The following is a 17,896-nucleotide window of genomic DNA, read 5'->3' as shown; positions in this document are numbered from 1 at the left end:
AGACACCGTCTGGCCCCAGCTATGACTATTTTAATGTGTACGTCTATACAATATTGATATATAAAAAAATATCGGGGTGGCCACTGGCCGCCCCGATATTTTTATCGCCATGAATTACTTTTTATTCCCGAGGTAAGTTCTGCCTGCTGCGAGGTGATTAATCGCGTTCGCCATTCGCTGTATCCGCGTATCTGTTACCGTAATTTCCATCAGCCATTGCAAACATTTTTTCTGTTCCGCCGCGGGCATGGCGTTAAAAGCCGCCAGTGCCGCCGGCTCATCATGCAGGCAGTCAATGAAGTCCTGGGAAGCCACGTCTGCCACTTGTTCCCCGGCAGCATATAAAATCAGGTGTACCGTTGCACCGGCCTCCTTCTTAATTTTTTTCCGAATGGTGGCATTCACCGGCAACATCAGGTGGCTGCCCTTCACGGGCATCAGGTTGCAGGCAGGAAGCTCATGACCATCAATGGTGCCACGCACTTTTCGCAGCCCAAAATGCTGGCGGGGGTCCTTTGGGATTTCCGGTAAAGAAATATAAGTCCAGCCGCCTTTTACTTCCCAGCGTTCCAATAGTTTTTGCTTATCAATAAGGGCCTTCTCTGTCATAAAATAAAAACTCCTGCCGTAAAAGTAATTACTGCAGGAGTTATAAAAAAGGAAAGGATGTTTTCACATCTAAATATTAATGGCACCTCTGCCGGTTGCGGCCAGGTAAGCGTCTTTCATCGTTTCTGAGAAGGTAGGATGCGCATAGGAAATCTTACCCAGCTCGGCGCCGGTAAGCTCAAATTCCTGTGCCATCACACCCTGCGCAATGATATCGGCAGCGCGGGCGCCAATGATATGTACGCCCAGCACTTCACCATACTTAGGATCAACAAGCACTTTGGAGAAGCCTTCCAGATCATCGGAAGCTCTTGCCCGACCGCTCGCCAGGAATGGGAATTTACCTTTATTGTAAGGAATGCCGGCTTCTTTCAGTTGCTCCTCTGTATAGCCTACTGCCGCTACTTCCGGCCAGGTATACACCACGTTTGGAATACGGAGGTAGTCGATTTTATGGGTATGGCCCTGGATATTATCGAGGATGGCGATGGCTTCGTCTTCCGCTTTATGCGCCAGCATGGCGCCGCGGATCACGTCGCCGAGGGCGTAGATGTTTTCTTCGCCGGTGCGGAGTTTATCATCCACCTCTACGCGGCCTTTATTATCCAGCTGTACTTTTACGTTTTCCAGTCCCAGCCCTTCAGTATATGGGCGGCGGCCAACAGCCATCAGGCAGTAATCCGCAGCAATGGTTTGTTCCTTACCCGCAGTATCCAGGTATTTCAGCGATACGCTTTTACCATCGGTAGTAACCGTCTGCACTTTACAGCTGGTACGGATGTCAATGCCTTGCTTGGTCAGTACTTTTTGCAACTCTTTCCCAAGTTCCTTATCCATGGTAGGTATCAGGCTGTCGGCATATTCCACCACTATTACCTGTGTACCAATACGACTATATGCAGAGGCCATTTCCACACCTATCACCCCTCCGCCTACTATCACCATGGATTTGGGTTGTTCGGAGAGATATAAAGCTTCCGTGGAAGTGATGATGCGTTTTTTGTCGATCGTAATCCCCGGCAGCGTAGCGGGTTTGGAACCGGTAGCGATGATGAAGTATTTGGAAGTAACCGTTTTTTCTTCCTTGCCGCTTACTTTAATAGTAGTATTATTTACAAAGCTGCCTTTCCCCGTAAAAACCGTGATCTTATTTTTTTTCATCAGGTAGGTGAGCCCTTCGGTGTTGGATTTTACTACTTCGCGGTTGCGGTTTACCAGCTTCGAAAAATCCACTTTGATGTTGTCGGCAATGATGCCCTGCTTAGGTCCCTTGTGAAGAATGGCATAATAACTTTCACTACTGTCGAGCATAGCCTTGGAAGGAATACAGCCTACATTGGTACAGGTACCGCCCAGCACATCGTATTTTTCTACGATAGCTGTTTTATAACCCAGCTGTGCGGCGCGTATAGCGGCTACATACCCTCCGGGTCCGGAGCCGATAACGACCATGTCAAAATCTTTTTCCATAATAAATATTAATAATTGGTGAAGACAGACTTTTCATCAGGGAAACGAACGGGAGAGCATGGTTGTTTGTGCCATGCGCATCCTTTTTTCATTTTCCCGGTACGGGTGATGTTCAGGTTTCCTAAAAAATCGAAGTGGAAATTACTGATATTACCGTATACATCGATAATAAACCTTACAGTTTTTACGTAAATCGGGATCATAAGGCCAACAGTACTACATATCAGGCAGGTCGCCACCAAAACCCCTGATTACAAGCTAAACAATAGGTTGCACTGATTGTTAGTGCAACAAGAACCGCATTGCATATGATTTCCATCCTGATCATCCTCGTCCTGATTGCTTTTAATTTTTACTTTTCTATGGCAGAGATAGGATTAATTTCTATCGACAAAACCATTTTACAGCAACAGGTCGACAAAGGCAATAAGAAAGCCGCACGCGTACTGGAGTTGATTAGTGACCCCGACGAGTTCCTGAGTGCTGTGCAGGTAGGTATTACACTGGTTGGGATTCTGGAAGGGTTATATGGGGGAGATCTGATGGCTGCCATGCTGGAGCCGCGCTTTATTGCCTGGGGCATGCACAGCTCCTGGGCGCACCTGACCGCGCTGGTTATTGGCGTAGGTTCCATCACCTATTTAACCATTGTAATCGGGGAGCTGATACCCAAAACCCTGGCCCTGCTTGATCCGCTGAAAGTATCTTATCTCATTACCCCTTCTATGATTATCTTCTCTAAAATAACCTACCCTTTTATAAAACTCCTCACGGCCAGCACCAAGTTTTTACTGGGTCTGTTTAACATCAATACTATCCGGGAAGAAAAAATTACGGAAAATGACTTACGGGGTATGCTCACCGCTGCTTACAAACAAGGGGTTATTGACAAGGGAGAATTTATTCTCCATAAAAACCTGTTTACTACCTACGACCTCAAAGCCGAAAATATTATGACGCCTGCTACCATGATCACCGCAGTGCGTACAAGTATGTCGAGAGATGAAATTACAGCGGTGATCAAGAGCAGTATCCATCGTACTTTCCCGGTGATAAATACCGAAAAGGAAATAGTGGGCGCTCTGGGGGTGAAAGAATTTTTTCTGTATCCCGGCAAGCAGGTACAGGAGATGTTACAGCCGGTGTCTTTTTTATCCGCAAATCAGGAGGTGTATGATATTTTCCAGCAGATGAAAAATGAAAGTACCAATATGGGTATTGTGATTGATGAATATGGTGCCCTGGAAGGAATGATTTCCTATCATGATATTGTGTCGGGCCTGATGGGCGGCAGTTTGCCGGGATACAATATATCTGGGCGTTTCCTGAAAAAGCTGCCGGACAACAGTTGGGAAACGTACGGCTATACGAAATTGACCTATATCCGTGAAACCCTTGGCTATGACTGGCTGCATGACTATGAAAGGGATGATAACACGGTGGCGGGCCTCATTATAGATAAGCTGAAACACATACCTGCAGTGGGAGAGCAGATCATTCTGAATAATGTAAGTTTTGAGGTCACTAAAATGGATCATCATCGTATAGACGAGGTGGTGATACGTACCTTATCTGATCCGGCAGTTTCCAAATAAATTTTTTGATTTGGGGAGATATTTTTTTCGCTACGCCAATTGGCTGCGTAGTGCCTGGCTATCTTTGTATTCCAGGTATAACCATATCTACTTTCTGACCCCATATTTTGTAATCTGTTAAAAGAAAAAGAATGAAATCTAATTGTTTGTTGGCCCGATTCACGGGGCTATTCCTCGTTTTTGTACTGTATGCCTGTAAGAAGCAGGATTCCTCACTGCAGCAGGTTCCCGATGCGGCTGTAGCGGCTGTTCAGGTAGAAACAGTTTATGGAGAAGTGAATGTACCGTTGTCGTGGTACACGCTGGAATTAAAGCTGATCAAGGAAACGCCGGGTTTTAGTCCGCCGGTATCCGCCAGGGCTATTGCTTACACTGGTATTGCCCTGCACGAAGCGGTAGTGGGCCGCAGTGCAAATGCGCAAACGCTGGGTGGGCAGCTGAATGGGCTGCCGCCGTTGCCGCCGCCTTCGAAGTTTAAGCAATACAACTGGGCTATTGCGGCTAATAGTGCGCTGGCCTATATTATCAGGCAGCTGTTTCCGAATGCGAGTGCGGCAAATCTGCAGCTGATCCAGCAATTGGACAGTACCAACAAAGTAACCTATGCCAACAATTGCAGTGCCGAGGTCATCACCCGTTCGGTAGCGTATGGTCAGCAGGTGGCAACGCTCATTTATCAGTGGTCCCTCACGGATGGTGGTAAAGATGGGTACCTGAACAACTTCCCTGCGGATTATATCCCTCCTGCCGGCCCTGGCTTGTGGGTGCCTACTCCGCCTGCCTTTCAGCGCGCCATGCTGCCGTATTGGGGTAATAATCGTACCATGCTGAAGCCGCATTGGACAGATGCGGTAGGTTATCCGCCGGTAGCATATTCTACTGATACTGCCAGCAATTTTTACAAGGCAGCCAGGCTGGTGTACGACAAGGGAGTGGCAGGCACACCGGCTGAAAAGAACATCGCGCTCTATTGGGCAGATGGTGGCGGTACCTTCACACCTCCGGGCCACCTGATTGCGATTGCTGCCCAGCTGATAGGGGACAATCAGCTGAGTCTCACTGCTGCGGCCAATCTGCTGGCGCAGGTAGGCATCGGTTTAAACGATGGCGGTATCAAATGCTGGAAGTACAAATTCCATTACAACGTGCTGCGCCCTGTAACGTATATACGTAGCCAGATCGACAGTACGTGGTCGCCGCTGATCGGTACACCGCCGTTTCCCAGCTATACTTCCGGCCATGCCACCTTCACCAGTGCCGCCGGTAATGTAATGGCAGCTAAATTCGGCAGCAGCTATGCCTTCACGGACCAGCAGAAAGTACCGGAAGGCTTCAGCCCCCGCTCTTTCACCAGCTTTAGCCAAATGATTGACGAAGCCAGTATCTCCAGGGTATATGGCGGTATCCACTATGGATTCGACAGTGAATTCGGGATCGTGACCGGGAAAACGGTGGCGGACAGAGTGGTGTTGCTGAAGTATTAACGTAGCGTGCAGCATGGCGCTTTAGCGTGGCGTCACCTTTAAGAAATGAATGACCAGGCAATCCTGCCGCCAACAATTAACGCACCCAATTGTAATTATCGTGGCATCTTTGTATTCGGAATACCACAATTACATGGGTACACAACACCATAAATCAGTAACGGCAGCAGGATTGCTTATTGCGCTGGGCATTATTTACGGCGATATCGGAACGTCCCCGTTATATGTGCTCAACGCCATTCTTAAAGGTAAGATGGTCACAGAAACCGTAGTGCTAGGGTCTTTATCACTCGTGATATGGACGCTCACGCTGCAAACGACCATCAAATATGTGGTGCTCACCCTCAAGGCCGACAACCGGGGGGAAGGTGGTATTTTTTCCCTTTACACCCTTGTACGCCGCCGCCGCAAGTGGCTGGTGTTTCCGGCCATGATCGGCGGGGCCGCCCTGCTGGCCGATGGGATGATCACGCCGCCCATGTCCGTTACCTCTGCCATCGAAGGGTTGAGAGGTATCAACAATATCGGGGAAATCGCCGACGGGACCATCGTAATGATCGTACTGACCATATTATCGGTACTGTTTTTATTGCAGCAATTCGGTACGCATTCCATTGGTCGTTTATTCGGTCCTGTTATGACCATCTGGTTCGTGATGCTGGGTACGCTGGGGGTAATGAATTTGCTGCATTATCCGGTCATTTTTAAGGCATTTAACCCCTATTATGGGGTGCACTTGCTGCTGACTTATCCGCAGGGATTCTGGATACTGGGAGGCGTATTCCTTTGTACTACAGGGGCAGAAGCCTTGTATTCCGATCTCGGCCACTGTGGCAGGGGAAACATCCGGGTGTCGTGGGTGATGGTGAAAACCTGCCTGATCCTTAACTATCTCGGTCAGGGAGCCTGGCTGCTGGTGAATATGAATCAGCAAACAGTAACGGATGAACTGATCAGAACAGGCTTCAACCCGTTTTATGCCATCATGCCGGACTGGTTCCTGCTCATAGGCATCATCATCGCTACCAGTGCAGCCATTATCGCCAGCCAGGCGCTGGTGAGCGGCTCCTTTACGCTGATTGGTGAAGCCATGCGACTCGGACTATGGCCGCGTATGAAAGTAAACTATCCCACTACCCAAAAAGGACAATTGTTTTTGCCGGGAATCAACGTATTACTCTACCTTGGTTGCTGCGGTATTGTGGTGTATTTCCGGAAATCTACCAATATGGAAGCGGCATACGGACTCGCCATTACCCTTTGTATGCTGGCCACCACCGTGTTGTTTGCCAACTACCTCGTCATAAAAAGAGTGCAACCCGTGTTGATCTATTTATTCCTGGTTGTATACCTCGCTATTGAAGGCAGCTTCCTGTTTGCCAACCTGGTGAAGTTTGCGCACGGAGGCTATGTAGCACTGCTGGTGGCAGGAGGGCTTTTCTGGGTCATGTATGTATGCTATAAAGCAAGACGCATTAAAAACAGGCTGGCAGAATTTGTGAAGCTCGAACCCTATGTGCCTATGTTGCGGGAACTCAGCAATGATGCGGCCGTTCCTAAAACAAGTACACACCTGGTATTTTTAACCGCTGCTGACTCACCGGGAGAAATTGATAACAAAATCATTTATTCCATCTTCCGGCGCCAGCCCAAACGGGCAGATATCTACTGGTTCGTACATGTGCAAACGTTAGATGATCCGTATACCACAGAGTATGAAGTCACCCACTATCTGCCAAACGAAATTATACGCATCGATTTTAAACTGGGTTTCCGTGTGCAGCCCCGCATTGACCTGTTCTTCCGGACGGCGCTGCAGGACCTGGTAACCCGCCGCGAAGTAAATATCACCAGCCGCTACGAAAGCCTGGAGAAACGGCATGTAATAGGCGATTTCACTTTCGTGGTGATGGAAGCCTACCTTAACCAGGGCCATCAGCTATCCTTTTTTGAGCGGTGGATCATGGAGTTTTATTTCTGGCTGAAAGAGTATACCCTTTCAGAAGAAAAAGGCTTCGGCCTGGATGCCAGCAGCGTACAGGTAGAACTGTATCCGCTGTTCCTGAACCCGACCAGTAATATCAAACTGAAAAGAACTACTCCCCACTAAACAGGAAATGTAACAGTGGCGGCGCCGCTGTTACATTTCCTGTTTAATCCGCTGCCGAAGGTGGCAACTATACTATTTTGTTACTTCTTCCGAACCTTTCGCACTCATCAGGTACACAACAGCGCCTACTACTATCAGGCCTATCTTAATGGCCCAGGCGGTGGGCTCTCCCCATTTGTAAATCCACATCAGGATCTTGGGTACATGGTTAAAGAAACCAGCAACAATGGATAAAAGGCCTATGATTACTAAAAATGATCCGATTCTTTGCATCGTGTAAGGTTTTCGTGGTTAATCAGGGGATGAAGGTTAGGAATTGAGAAAGCTGAATTTGCCTTCGAATATAGGACCCGCTACCGGCACAGGTTTCATTTGCCCGTTATAGGCATTGATGATCCCCATGATCCAGAGCGCCAGGATGGCTATGTTGGCGTAAACTACCACTGATAATGCCGGCACCAGGCTTACCACCACGTTGATGGCTACACCGAGCAGGAGACTGATAATGGCAATCCCTAATGCCTGTTTGAGATGGTAGCTTACGAAATGATCTTTGGGCTTGTCTTTATACTGAAAATATGCAATCAGCCATCCTATGATGGAGAGGTAAGCAATGATGGCCAAGGTTTTTCTGTCCATGCTGTTTTTTTTAGATTGTTAAAATTTGCTTTAACAAAGCTACGGCCGGTGGCCAGGGATTTTTCTCCCTGAAAACAGCTATTTTATTACGATATATTACAGCAAACCGTATTGTGTGGCCAGTTTGATCACCGCCGTCATCGTGGTAACATCAAACTTTTCGATGAGGTTTTTACGATGACTTTCTACTGTGTGTGTACTGATAAAGAGTTGCCCGGCAATTTGTCCGGTGGTGAGTCCTTTGCTCACCAGGCCCATAATTTCTTTTTCCCTGCGGGTGATCTTCGGTATGTCGCTTAGTTCGCCTTCCTGTACCTGGCTTATGATTTCGCGGGCAGCGTTGCATAAATAAGTGTCGCCTTTTAAGGCGGCATTGATCGCCATGATGATTTCTTCGCCCACCGAATTTTTCAGCACGTAACCATTGGCGCCGCTGTTGAGAATATTCTTAATCACAGGTCGCTCGTTGTGTACGCTCAGCGCAATAATCCTGACGTCTTTATCGTATTTGCGTACCTGCTTGCATAGGTCGATGCCGTTGATATCGGGGAGGTTGATATCGAGCAACACAACGTCCGGCTCAAGTGTGTTAATGGCTTCCAGTCCGGCAGCGCCGTTATTGAAGCATCCGGCCACGGTGAGCTCTTCGCGGGTGGCGAGCAGGTTTTTGAGTCCTTCCATTACAATCGGGTGGTCGTCTATCAGTATAACTTTTATCATGGTGCGTGATTAATTTACAGAACATTCAACAGTAAAAGAAGCGCCGGTGCCGGGTGAGGAAGATACTTCCAGCGTGCCTTGCAGCATTTCGGTGCGGGATTGGATGTTGGCCAGTCCGGCTCCTTTTAGGGCGGTCATTTCCGACTGGTCAAATCCCTTGCCATCATCTTCTACTGTCAGGAAGATGCGGTTGTCGCTTTGTTGTAATTGCACAAGTATTTGTGTGGCGGCGGCATGCTTTACGGCGTTATTCACCAGCTCCTGCATGATGCGGTATAGTGTTACCTGGCGGCCATGGTTCATCTCATTACGATAGTGGTATACCTGGCAGGTAACGGGCACGCCTGATTTTTTCAGACCGTTGCAATACTCTCGGGTGGCCTCTCCCAGGCCATAGGCCAGCAGTACTTCCGGCATCATGCTGCGGGCAATGCGGCGCAGTTCGTCCACTGCATGGTCCAGGTGGCGGAGCGTTTTATGTACAATAGTTTGTTGGGGAGATGTTTTTTCAGGTGCATTCAGTGCCGATAATTCTATTTTAACACCCGACAGCAGGCCGCCCAATCCGTCATGCAGATCCCGCGCCAGGCGGGTGCGCTCCTGTTCCTGTCCTTCCAGCATAGCGGATAACATGGAAATGCGGTGTTCCTGTTTGATCTTGTCCAGCTCCATGTTGTGCAGCTGCTGCTTTTGCTTCAGTGCTTTGGAGCGCTGCTTAAACGCAAAGTAGAGGAATGCTGCTGCCAGAAACAAAGCGATCGTAAGTATGGAATAAATCTTATTCAGCTTACGGTTATAGCTAAAGCGCTCGCTCATCACTTTTAATTCCTGCTCCCGTTGTGAGGTTTTGTAATTGGCGGTACTGAGTGCCTGTTGCTTCAGCTCTGTTTCGTATTTAGCGTTGAGGAGGGCTTTGTCTTGCAGACTGGCAGCATATTTGGCCGCCAGCAGTGCCTGGTCTTTCTGCCCGGAAAGGTAGCGTGCCTGTATCAGTTCCTTGTTGCGTTGCTCGGCGATGAGGCGGATCTGCAGCAGGTCTTTTTCCTTCCTGGCCATTTCATATTTGGCTTCCAGGTCTTTGGCTTTATTCATTTTTTCCACATCAAACAGTTCCTGGTACAGGGTCATGTACTGTTTGTAGTTGTGGAGGGCCAGGGCGGTGTCTTTCAGCTGCTCATAGCATTCGGCAAGGCCCAGGTGCGACTGTGACAGGTTGTACTTATCAAACAGCGGATCTTTTGCACTCACGAGTATAGCGCCGTTGAGGTAATTTACGGCTGACTGGTAGTCGCCACGTTTGGCTGCCTCGGAGGCCAGCTCATTGTATACGCCTGCTTCCACCGCAAACTGTTTGGTGAGCTTACCTTCTTCCAGCGCAATGTTGTTGTAATAGTCTACGCTGTCTTTATTGGCAGGAGTGGCCGGCATATTTTCCCTGAATATATTGGCGATGCCGATGGCCGAAAACGGAATATTACTCGGTGTTACCAGTCGCTCCCGGTTGGCACGTGCAAGGTGGAGCGACCTGCGCATGTAGTACAATGCAGAGTCCAGCGCTGCGGTGCGTTCGGTATTTTCCCGGTAGAGGTTTATAAAGTAGCCGCCTCTTTCCTGGTTGGCGCTGATGAGTTTTTCCAGGATCTTCAGCTGGTTGGCGGCATCGAGGGACAGGCGGGTGTATTTTTCCACGTTCACCAGGTCATACCATTTGAAGTATACTCCGGCAATTTCTGAATATACGGCCTGTAGGTAGGTGAGGCCACCAGGGGCCTTTTCCAGTACTTCCAGTGCCTCCTGGAGCGTGTTGATAGCGTCTGTTTCCTGGCGGGAGCGCACCTGCAGCCACCCTTTCATGTACAGCACATAGCCTTTCATCAGCTTATTGTTAGAATGCCTGATGTACAGGGTGGCGCTGTCGAAATGCTTATAAGCGGCTTCTGTATCGCCGGTGATATAATAGGAGGCGGCCATCATACCATAGGTATGTGCCCTGTAGCTGCCGTCTTTCATGGGGGCCGCCAGTTGTATGGACTGGCGCAGGATGTCCAGGCCTTCCTTCCAGCCGGTATTAAAGAATACAACCTGCCCCAACCGGTCGGTAGCGTCGATACGCATTTCCAGCGGCAGGTCCTTACGGGCAATGATGTTCCTGAGCGAATCGGCCAGCAGCTGGGCCTGGGCACAAACCGATGCTGTCAGGAAGAGGATGGTAAGTAGTATACGGTACAAAATAATTCGGTGTTGTTCAGTTACCTGCAAAATTACTATTGTATGGGAATTAAAAATGGCTGATTTCAGGGATATCGGGAGCCTGCTCTGGGAGCTACTTTTGCCATATCAATCATGAAAAACTCGAAAAAATGAAAAAAGTAAACAGCATCCTCCCACTTTTCGGCGCAGCCTTTATTAGTATGAACATAGCAAGTTGCGGAACCACAGCAGATCCGGTGGAGTACAATAACAAACTGATGACCGTGATGAATGAGAATGAAAAAGATATGAATGCTATGAACGGTGCCATGAGCAGCCAGGATTACACCAAAGCTGAAACCGTTCGTAAATCCTGGTCTGAGCACCTGGACGCATCTATTAAAACCGTTGATAAAATGGAGGCTATTGACGACGCCGGTCTGAAAGCCGCTGTGTCAGAAGGTTTGAAAAACTATAAAAAACTGGCGGACGAAGACTATAAAACATTGATCGACCTGCGCACCAAAGAAAAAACTGGTGATGTTACCGTGCAGCCACAAATTCAGGCTAACCTTGATAAAATTAATCACTCGTTTGACGCCATTGGAAATAAAATCAACCAGGCTTCTGACGCATTTGAGAAAAAAGCGACGAAACAGTAATCGTTGTTTTAACCCCGGATATCATTTATTGTCCCCATACATGCCGGATGGAGTGATGCGCCTGCGTCATCCCCTCCAAATTGAAAAAGCGCCACCGGCGCTTTTTCAATTTGGACTAATTAACAAGTTTCTTTGGACTAATCAGCAAACTCCCATCAACTATCTCTCCTGATATTTGCATTATCAACATCAGAAAACAGACAGGATTTGCTCATGATTATAGGTACATAGATTGGTTTCTATTTTCGTCTTTGTGTTAACGACCAAACACGGCGGCAGCTTCTCTGCCGCCGTTTATTTATTTGTGGATATATCGACAATCACCATCGGAGTTTGACGATATATCGTCAACGCCTATATGGAGTCTAAACGGATGTTGCTGATTGTTAGCTGGTTGTAATGCGGCACATAAAATGCATATAGTTGCTGCGTTATTTTTATCCGCTATGTATAAGAACCTACTATTTTTCTGCTGTTTACTGTGCTGTTCATTCGTCTACGGGCAAGATCAGGCCCGGGAGCCTATACCTGTGTTACTCCGCCAACTCCGGTCCATACATGATCCCACCCTTAAGGCATTGCACTTGTTAGCGGTGGCCGACAGCTTTATTCTCAAGCCCGGCGAAGCTCCCCATGACCTGGACACCGCCCTGGTACTGATAAATCAGAGCAGGGAATTAAATGTTGACCTGGAAGATGCTGCCGTTGCTGGCATTGGATTCACGTTATTATCCAAATACTACCGGGAAAAGGGGCAAAGGGCGAGAGGGAAGGTATATGCCCGGAAATCGGTGGAGTGGGCCGCAAAGCACCACCTGGATGTACAATCGGCCTATGCCCTGGTAGAACTGGCCAGCTATTACGACTATGATATTTCTGCCGAATTGGATGAAAAAATCCGGTATAACCAACAGGCGGCAGATTTATTTGGTAAGACCGGCCGTTTGGAAATGCAGGCCAGAACATTGGAGCACCTGGGTGACTGCCTTTCCCTGCACAATGATCTGGATGCGGCCATTTCCAATTTATTGAAGGCAGTAAGGCTGTATAAGGCTGCGGGTGTCACAGATCTCCTGCAGGTTTATAATCTGCTGGGTAACATTTATGCAGATGCAGGCGACTACCAGGAAGCGCTCCGGTATATGCTCTTGTCCCTGCGTTCCGGTAAACCAGGCAGCGATACCACTGCCGCATGGATTCCGATTAATAACCATGCAGGCATTGCTTATTTCCGGGTGGAGGATTTTAAAGAGGCCGCCAGGTATTTTCAGCAAGGTATGGTGCTGGCGGAAAAATATAAGGATACCGCGGGCTACCGCTTTCTGCTGGCCAACTATGCCAATACGATGAACTCATTGGGGAAATATCGTTCTGCTCTCGATGTGTTTGGGAAATTAAACAAGTTGGGCGATATCCCTGTAAGTCCTGAAATGGTAGGACCATTGCACATTTTACATACGTCCTATATTCGTTTGCATAAACTGGACAGTGCTGCTATGGTCATGAACCAAATGAGCAGGATTACCAGCTCCCTTCCTTTCACTCACCGAATAAAGCGATACTATTATGTTGCAGCGGTACAACAGGCAATGGCTGAAAAACGTTTCCGTGATATGAAACTATTTGCCGATTCCATGGAACTGTCAGCCTCGCTGAACAAATTTCCCAAGGAGGTGGCAACTGCCAATTTGATGCTCTTCAGGGCTGATTCTGCCCTCCACTTTTCCCCGAAAAGCGTACAATACTACCAGCGCCATATAGCCATACGTGACTCCCTGCTCAACGAGGCCAAACTAAAGCAGGTAAACCGGTTGAAGATAGAATTTGAATCCGCAGAAAAAGATGAGAACATCCTTGAGCTGAGAAAAACACAGCAAGAAAAAGATGACAAGCTAAAGGCTGCCAACTTCCGCATGAAGGTATTTATTGGCGGTGTGCTGATGTTGCTGGTATTGTTAATTTTGTTGTATAACCGTTACCAAATCAAGCAACGCAGCAACAGGCTGCTTATGGAGCAAAAGGTCCTGATAGATAGCAAAAATGAGCGGCTGGAAGTGCTGAATAAAACCCTGCAAAGAACGGTAAACGATAAGGAGTGGCTGCTGAAAGAAATTCACCATCGCGTAAAAAATAACCTGCAGATAGTGATTAGTCTGCTCAAAACTCAATCCGCTTATCTCGACAATGGCCGCGCGAAAGACGCCATCAGTCAAAGTCAGAACCGGATGTTTGCCATGTCTATTATTCATCAGCGCCTGTACCGGCAGGATAATCTCGCCAGTATTGATATGCAGGATTATATTGGAGAACTGGTGGAATATTTACGACAGAGCTTTGAGTCGGCCGGCAACCTGCGGTTTGTGAAAGATGTGGCTAAGCTGGAGCTGGACGTAGCCCAGGCGGTGCCTATTGGTCTGATTTTAAATGAGGCGATCACCAACGCTATTAAATATGCTTTTCCTGAAGGCCGCTATGGTGAAATCAGGGTGGTGCTGAGGCAGGAAAAGGAGGGTGAACTGCTGCTGGAGGTGGCGGATAATGGCGTGGGACTCTCTGCCGGTGTGGATCTCACGAAAATTAAATCTATGGGAATGAACCTGATCCGCACTTTAACGGAGCAACTGGATGGCTACCTGGAAATCCACCAGGAGAGTGGTCTATGTCTGCAAATACGTTTTCCGTTGGAAGAAACGGACAGGGATATACGTCGGTATTCGACAACGGTGTTAACTGAAAAGCTAGTATGATGCATTCTATTTTAATTGTCGAAGATGAACTGGTAGTAGCGGGGGATATCCGCCAGTCGCTGGAAGATGCCGGTTACCAGGTAATAGGCGTGGCGCGGTCGGTGATCCGTGCATTGGAGATCATGGAACGATGTACACCCACCATGGTAATACTGGATATATTTCTGAAGGGGGAGCAAACGGGTATTGACCTGGCCGCCATCCTGAATGAACGAAGCATTCCTTTCATTTACCTCTCCGCCAATGCGGACGAGCAGGTGCTGGCCGCAGCGCGGGTAACCCGGCCGTTTGGCTTTCTGGTTAAGCCTTTCCGGGAAAAGGACCTCCTGGTAACACTGGACATCGCCTGGTACCGTAACCAATTTCAGGAAGTCATTGAGGCCGCTGGAAAAAACAGCAGGCCGTTGCCTGCCGTAGCGCCAACATCTCCCGGAAAAAATGATTTCCAGGGTATTATTGGACAAACACCTGCCATGCAGGAAATTTTTGAACAGATAAATGTGGTGGCGCCACTGGATACCTCCGTACTGATCATGGGGGAAAGCGGTACCGGTAAAGAAGGTGTGGCCGCCGCTGTGCACCGGCTATCACCACGCGCCAAGGGCCCGTTTGTGAAGGTCAACAGTGCGGCATTACCTGCCAACCTGGTGGAGTCGGAACTCTTCGGCCATGAGAAAGGCGCCTTTACAGGTGCGTTTGAAAGGCGCATCGGTAAATTTGAGCAGGCCCATGGAGGCACGTTGTTCCTGGATGAGATAGGGGAGATGCCCATGGAAACACAGGTAAGATTGCTGCGTGTATTGCAGGAAAAGGAAATTGAACGGATCGGTGGCAAGGGGCCCATCAAAATAGATGTACGGATTATTGCCGCCACCAACCGTAACCTGGAAAAAGAAATTGCCCGCGGCAAATTCAGGCTGGATCTGTATTACAGGCTGAATGTATTTCCGGTTACGCTGCCATCGCTGCAGGAGCGCAGGCAGGATATTCCTTTGCTGGCGGATCATTTTTGTAAGCAGTATGCGCTGAAGGTGGGGAAGATCATCACTGGTTTTTCTGCCCGGGCAATGGATCACCTGGTGGCTTACTCCTGGCCGGGGAATGTGCGGGAATTGCAGCACTTCGTGGAAAGAACGGTGCTGCTGGCACGATCTGCTGTGCTGGATGCCGTGCCGGGTACAAGTTTGCAGGAGACTGCAGAACTGCCTGTGCAAACGGAGGCGCCGGTGAAAACATTTGTGGAAATGGAACGGGAATATATCCTTTCCATACTCAAACGCTGTAACAACCGTGTGGCCGGCCCCGGAGGCGCAGCGGAGCTGATGAATATTCCTCCAAGTACATTAAACTCACGTATGCGCAAACTAGGAATCTCGAAGGTGTTCCGGGGGTAGCTACAGATGCGCTTTTGCGATACCCAGCTTTTTCATTTTTGAATGTAAGGTAGTAGGAGGTATGTCCAGCAACCGGGCTGCGCCTCCTGCTCCTGCTATTTTCCCTCTCGTTTTTTTGAGCACTTCCATTATATGCTCCCGTTCATTTTCATCCAGGGTTTTAATAGTTTCAGGTGTTGCTGTAGCGATCTTATCTGCGAAGATGATTTCTTTCAGAACAGGGCCGGTGCAAAGGATTATGCTGCGTTCTATCACGTGCTCCAGTTCACGGATGTTGCCGGGCCAGTCGTATGACAACAATTCTTTTATAGCGTGATCGCTGATTTGCAGTGGGTGCCTGTTATTTTTGGCCGCATAACGATGCACAAAGAACCTGGCTAGTTCAGGAACTTCGTCTAGCCGTTGCCGTAGTGGCGGCAAGTGCAATGGAAATACGTTTAAACGGAAGTAGAGGTCCGGTCTGAACTTACCGGTTTGCACTTCCTGCAGCAGGTTGCGGTTGGTGGCTGCTATAATCCGTACATCTATTTTAATGGGGCCTTTTCCGCCTATCCGTTCAATCTCTTTTTCCTGTAAAGCCCGCAGCAGCTTTGCTTGTAGGGTAATTGGAATCTCCCCTATTTCATCCAGTAATAATGTGCCGCCATGGGCCAGCTCAAATTTACCGATACGCCTTTCGATGGCGCCGGTGAAGCTACCGCGCTCATGGCCAAACAACTCACTTTCGATGAGGTTGGGAGGTAGGGCAGCGCAATTTATTTTTACCAGCAGTTTATCTTTCCGAAGTGATTTATTATGAATAGCATGAGCCACCAGCTCTTTGCCCGTACCGGTTTCGCCAGTGAGCAGCACGCTGGTGCCCGTAGCGGCCACCTGGTTTATCAGGCGGTGTACACTGGCCATGGCTGCACTGCTGTTAGTTAATTCCGTTTGCTGCTGGCGGGCTTTCATCTCTTCCTGTAAATAATTATTTTCCTGCTCCAGCTGCCGGCGGTAACGGTCAGTTTCAGCTATCTGCTGCTGAAGTCTTTCCTGAAAATGATGGTGAAATACAGTGAGTAGCTGCCGGCTCAAGGCAGCAATAAATTCCTGACGACCATCCAGGGCTGCAATCGCCATTTGGATATCCCTTTCCAGGAGTTGATTTGATAAGACGTCTGGCTGGGCAGGTGAAGCTTTGATCATGGCTAAATGTAGTAATTAAAAAAACGAAATATTGGTAATGCCTGGTTAATTAGCCATATCTCGCTAATGGAAATGGTTTTTGTTTTGGGTAAATGATTGTTTTTCAATGGTATATATTCTGGCATCCCTTTGGTAACGCCAAAGCATACACTAAAAACGAAACCATGAAAGAAACTATTGCTGACTGCACGGCTATTGATGTTAAAACCTATGATCCGGGAACAAAGTTGCAGATGATGCACATCAGCCACCAGCTGCTATTTATAATACAGGGGAAGGCCGCAATTTGCTATGGTCCTGCTGCCACGGAGTTCAGTACCGGCCAGTTGATTTTTGTGAAACGTCAGGTGCAACTGGATTTGCAGGTAATGGGAGATGAACCGCTGCAACTCATCACCTGTGCTATCGGAGAGGACCTGCTACAGGAGTTCTCCAAAAAGATATCGCTGCCTGCCGGAACGCCGGACGTTGAGCCGGTAAGCATACACGAGGCCGCCACACAAATTAATGTCTACTTTCTCACGCTGATGTACTATTTCCCTGACCGGACAAATATGGACCCCTGGTTGATCAACCTCAAGCTACAAGAGTTGCTGTATTGTATATCGAGGCATCATACCGGCTTACTGCGGCAGCTGATGCACTGGAAACCTACGGTGTATGCGGATATTATGTCGGTGGTGAATAATCATATAGATACCGGCCTCTCGCTGGCTGCGCTGGCGCGACTCTCGGGCCGTAGTCTCTCCAGCTTTAAGCGTGATTTTTTTGCCGTCACCAGCATGGCACCCGCGAAATGGATACGGCAAAAGAAACTGGAGAAGGCGCGGGAACTGATGAGCAGCACCGATTTATCGGTGAGTGATGTGTGTTATACACTGGGGTTTGAGAATGTGACGCATTTTTCGAAGATTTTCAAAGTGCAGTATGGGGTGGCGCCGATGGTTTCACGGAAAGGGGTATAGCCAGTATTAGTCATTGTCCGTATATGGACACCCATTGTCCTATATCCGAACAAACATGCTGGTAATTATACACCGAAAGCCACTGTTTTCAGTACTTTAGCATAATGGTATGCATTTAGTACCGTT

At 48.4% G+C, this 17,896-nt stretch carries 14 protein-coding genes; 7 read left to right on the top strand and 7 right to left on the bottom strand.

Annotation, left to right across the window (positions count from 1 at the left end; genetic code table 11):
• Positions 1-114 precede the first annotated feature (114 nt).
• Together KW844_RS18755 and lpdA are read right to left on the bottom strand one after the other, a co-directional pair.
• The gene (locus tag KW844_RS18755) at positions 115-609 is read right to left on the bottom strand and encodes a YdeI/OmpD-associated family protein (protein ID WP_218378317.1); all 495 of its coding nucleotides are present in this window, start codon (positions 607-609) and stop codon (positions 115-117) included.
• Positions 610-678: 69 nt separating this feature from the next.
• Positions 679-2,079, bottom strand: coding sequence for a dihydrolipoyl dehydrogenase (gene lpdA, locus KW844_RS18750; RefSeq protein ID WP_218378316.1), 1,401 nt, complete (start codon positions 2,077-2,079; stop codon positions 679-681).
• Between the two features lie 308 nt (positions 2,080-2,387).
• Between lpdA and KW844_RS18745 the strand changes: the two genes are divergently transcribed.
• From KW844_RS18745 to KW844_RS18735, 3 genes are all read left to right on the top strand, one after another.
• Positions 2,388-3,674: a hemolysin family protein gene (locus KW844_RS18745; protein WP_218378315.1), complete on the top strand. Its 1,287-nt coding sequence runs from the start codon at positions 2,388-2,390 to the stop codon at positions 3,672-3,674.
• Positions 3,675-3,805: 131 nt separating this feature from the next.
• Entirely contained in the window at positions 3,806-5,158 is a 1,353-nt protein-coding gene (locus KW844_RS18740) for a vanadium-dependent haloperoxidase (protein ID WP_218378314.1), read from the top strand.
• Positions 5,159-5,291: 133 nt separating this feature from the next.
• A complete protein-coding gene (locus KW844_RS18735) occupies positions 5,292-7,268 on the top strand; it encodes a KUP/HAK/KT family potassium transporter (RefSeq protein ID WP_218378313.1) in 1,977 nt (658 codons plus the stop codon).
• A gap of 72 nt (positions 7,269-7,340) precedes the next feature.
• Here KW844_RS18735 and KW844_RS18730 read toward each other — a convergent pair whose 3' ends face one another.
• From KW844_RS18730 to KW844_RS18715, 4 genes are all read right to left on the bottom strand, one after another.
• Positions 7,341-7,541 (bottom strand): hypothetical protein, encoded by a 201-nt coding sequence (locus KW844_RS18730; RefSeq protein ID WP_218378312.1) that lies wholly within the window; start codon positions 7,539-7,541, stop codon positions 7,341-7,343.
• A gap of 36 nt (positions 7,542-7,577) precedes the next feature.
• On the bottom strand, positions 7,578-7,907 hold the full coding sequence (locus tag KW844_RS18725) for a DUF4870 domain-containing protein (RefSeq protein WP_218378311.1): 330 nt from the start codon (positions 7,905-7,907) through the stop codon (positions 7,578-7,580).
• A 96-nt stretch (positions 7,908-8,003) separates the two neighbouring features.
• On the bottom strand, positions 8,004-8,627 hold the full coding sequence (locus tag KW844_RS18720; RefSeq protein WP_218378310.1) for a response regulator transcription factor: 624 nt from the start codon (positions 8,625-8,627) through the stop codon (positions 8,004-8,006).
• A gap of 9 nt (positions 8,628-8,636) precedes the next feature.
• The gene (locus KW844_RS18715) at positions 8,637-10,856 is read right to left on the bottom strand and encodes a sensor histidine kinase (protein WP_218378309.1); all 2,220 of its coding nucleotides are present in this window, start codon (positions 10,854-10,856) and stop codon (positions 8,637-8,639) included.
• Positions 10,857-10,987: 131 nt separating this feature from the next.
• Here KW844_RS18715 and KW844_RS18710 point away from each other — a divergent pair, with 131 nt between their 5' ends.
• The 3 genes from KW844_RS18710 to KW844_RS18700 all read left to right on the top strand — a co-directional run bounded on the left by KW844_RS18710 (position 10,988) and on the right by KW844_RS18700 (position 15,620).
• Positions 10,988-11,479 (top strand): hypothetical protein, encoded by a 492-nt coding sequence (locus KW844_RS18710; RefSeq protein ID WP_218378308.1) that lies wholly within the window; start codon positions 10,988-10,990, stop codon positions 11,477-11,479.
• Positions 11,480-11,925: 446 nt separating this feature from the next.
• Positions 11,926-14,226 carry a histidine kinase dimerization/phosphoacceptor domain -containing protein gene (locus KW844_RS18705; RefSeq protein WP_218378307.1) on the top strand — a complete coding sequence of 767 codons (2,301 nt, stop codon included), beginning with the start codon at positions 11,926-11,928 and terminating at the stop codon, positions 14,224-14,226.
• Positions 14,223-15,620: a sigma-54 dependent transcriptional regulator gene (locus KW844_RS18700; protein ID WP_218378306.1), complete on the top strand. Its 1,398-nt coding sequence runs from the start codon at positions 14,223-14,225 to the stop codon at positions 15,618-15,620. Before KW844_RS18705 ends, KW844_RS18700 begins: the two co-directional genes overlap by 4 nt.
• Here KW844_RS18700 and KW844_RS18695 read toward each other — a convergent pair whose 3' ends face one another.
• Positions 15,621-16,805: a sigma-54-dependent Fis family transcriptional regulator gene (locus tag KW844_RS18695; RefSeq protein ID WP_218378305.1), complete on the bottom strand. Its 1,185-nt coding sequence runs from the start codon at positions 16,803-16,805 to the stop codon at positions 15,621-15,623.
• 164 nt (positions 16,806-16,969) lie between these two features.
• Between KW844_RS18695 and KW844_RS18690 the strand changes: the two genes are divergently transcribed.
• Positions 16,970-17,770 (top strand): helix-turn-helix domain-containing protein, encoded by an 801-nt coding sequence (locus KW844_RS18690; RefSeq protein WP_218378304.1) that lies wholly within the window; start codon positions 16,970-16,972, stop codon positions 17,768-17,770.
• Positions 17,771-17,896 lie beyond the last annotated feature (126 nt).

Source organism: Chitinophaga sp. sic0106, from assembly GCF_019219075.1.
Classification (GTDB): domain Bacteria; phylum Bacteroidota; class Bacteroidia; order Chitinophagales; family Chitinophagaceae; genus Chitinophaga.
The sequence above is the reverse complement of the archived record's forward strand: the minus strand, read 5'-3'. Positions and strand labels throughout refer to the sequence as shown.

Bases quoted from the DNA above. Each gene is read 5' to 3' on its own strand.
- KW844_RS18755 (WP_218378317.1), bottom strand. From the start codon at position 609: ATGACAGAGAAGGCCCTTATTGATAAGCAAAAACTATTGGAACGCTGG.
- lpdA (WP_218378316.1), bottom strand. From the start codon at position 2,079: ATGGAAAAAGATTTTGACATGGTCGTTATCGGCTCCGGACCCGGAGGG.
- KW844_RS18745 (WP_218378315.1), top strand. From the start codon at position 2,388: ATGATTTCCATCCTGATCATCCTCGTCCTGATTGCTTTTAATTTTTAC.
- KW844_RS18740 (WP_218378314.1), top strand. From the start codon at position 3,806: ATGAAATCTAATTGTTTGTTGGCCCGATTCACGGGGCTATTCCTCGTT.
- KW844_RS18735 (WP_218378313.1), top strand. From the start codon at position 5,292: ATGGGTACACAACACCATAAATCAGTAACGGCAGCAGGATTGCTTATT.
- KW844_RS18730 (WP_218378312.1), bottom strand. From the start codon at position 7,541: ATGCAAAGAATCGGATCATTTTTAGTAATCATAGGCCTTTTATCCATT.
- KW844_RS18725 (WP_218378311.1), bottom strand. From the start codon at position 7,907: ATGGACAGAAAAACCTTGGCCATCATTGCTTACCTCTCCATCATAGGA.
- KW844_RS18720 (WP_218378310.1), bottom strand. From the start codon at position 8,627: ATGATAAAAGTTATACTGATAGACGACCACCCGATTGTAATGGAAGGA.
- KW844_RS18710 (WP_218378308.1), top strand. From the start codon at position 10,988: ATGAAAAAAGTAAACAGCATCCTCCCACTTTTCGGCGCAGCCTTTATT.
- KW844_RS18705 (WP_218378307.1), top strand. From the start codon at position 11,926: ATGTATAAGAACCTACTATTTTTCTGCTGTTTACTGTGCTGTTCATTC.
- KW844_RS18700 (WP_218378306.1), top strand. From the start codon at position 14,223: ATGATGCATTCTATTTTAATTGTCGAAGATGAACTGGTAGTAGCGGGG.
- KW844_RS18695 (WP_218378305.1), bottom strand. From the start codon at position 16,805: ATGATCAAAGCTTCACCTGCCCAGCCAGACGTCTTATCAAATCAACTC.
- KW844_RS18690 (WP_218378304.1), top strand. From the start codon at position 16,970: ATGAAAGAAACTATTGCTGACTGCACGGCTATTGATGTTAAAACCTAT.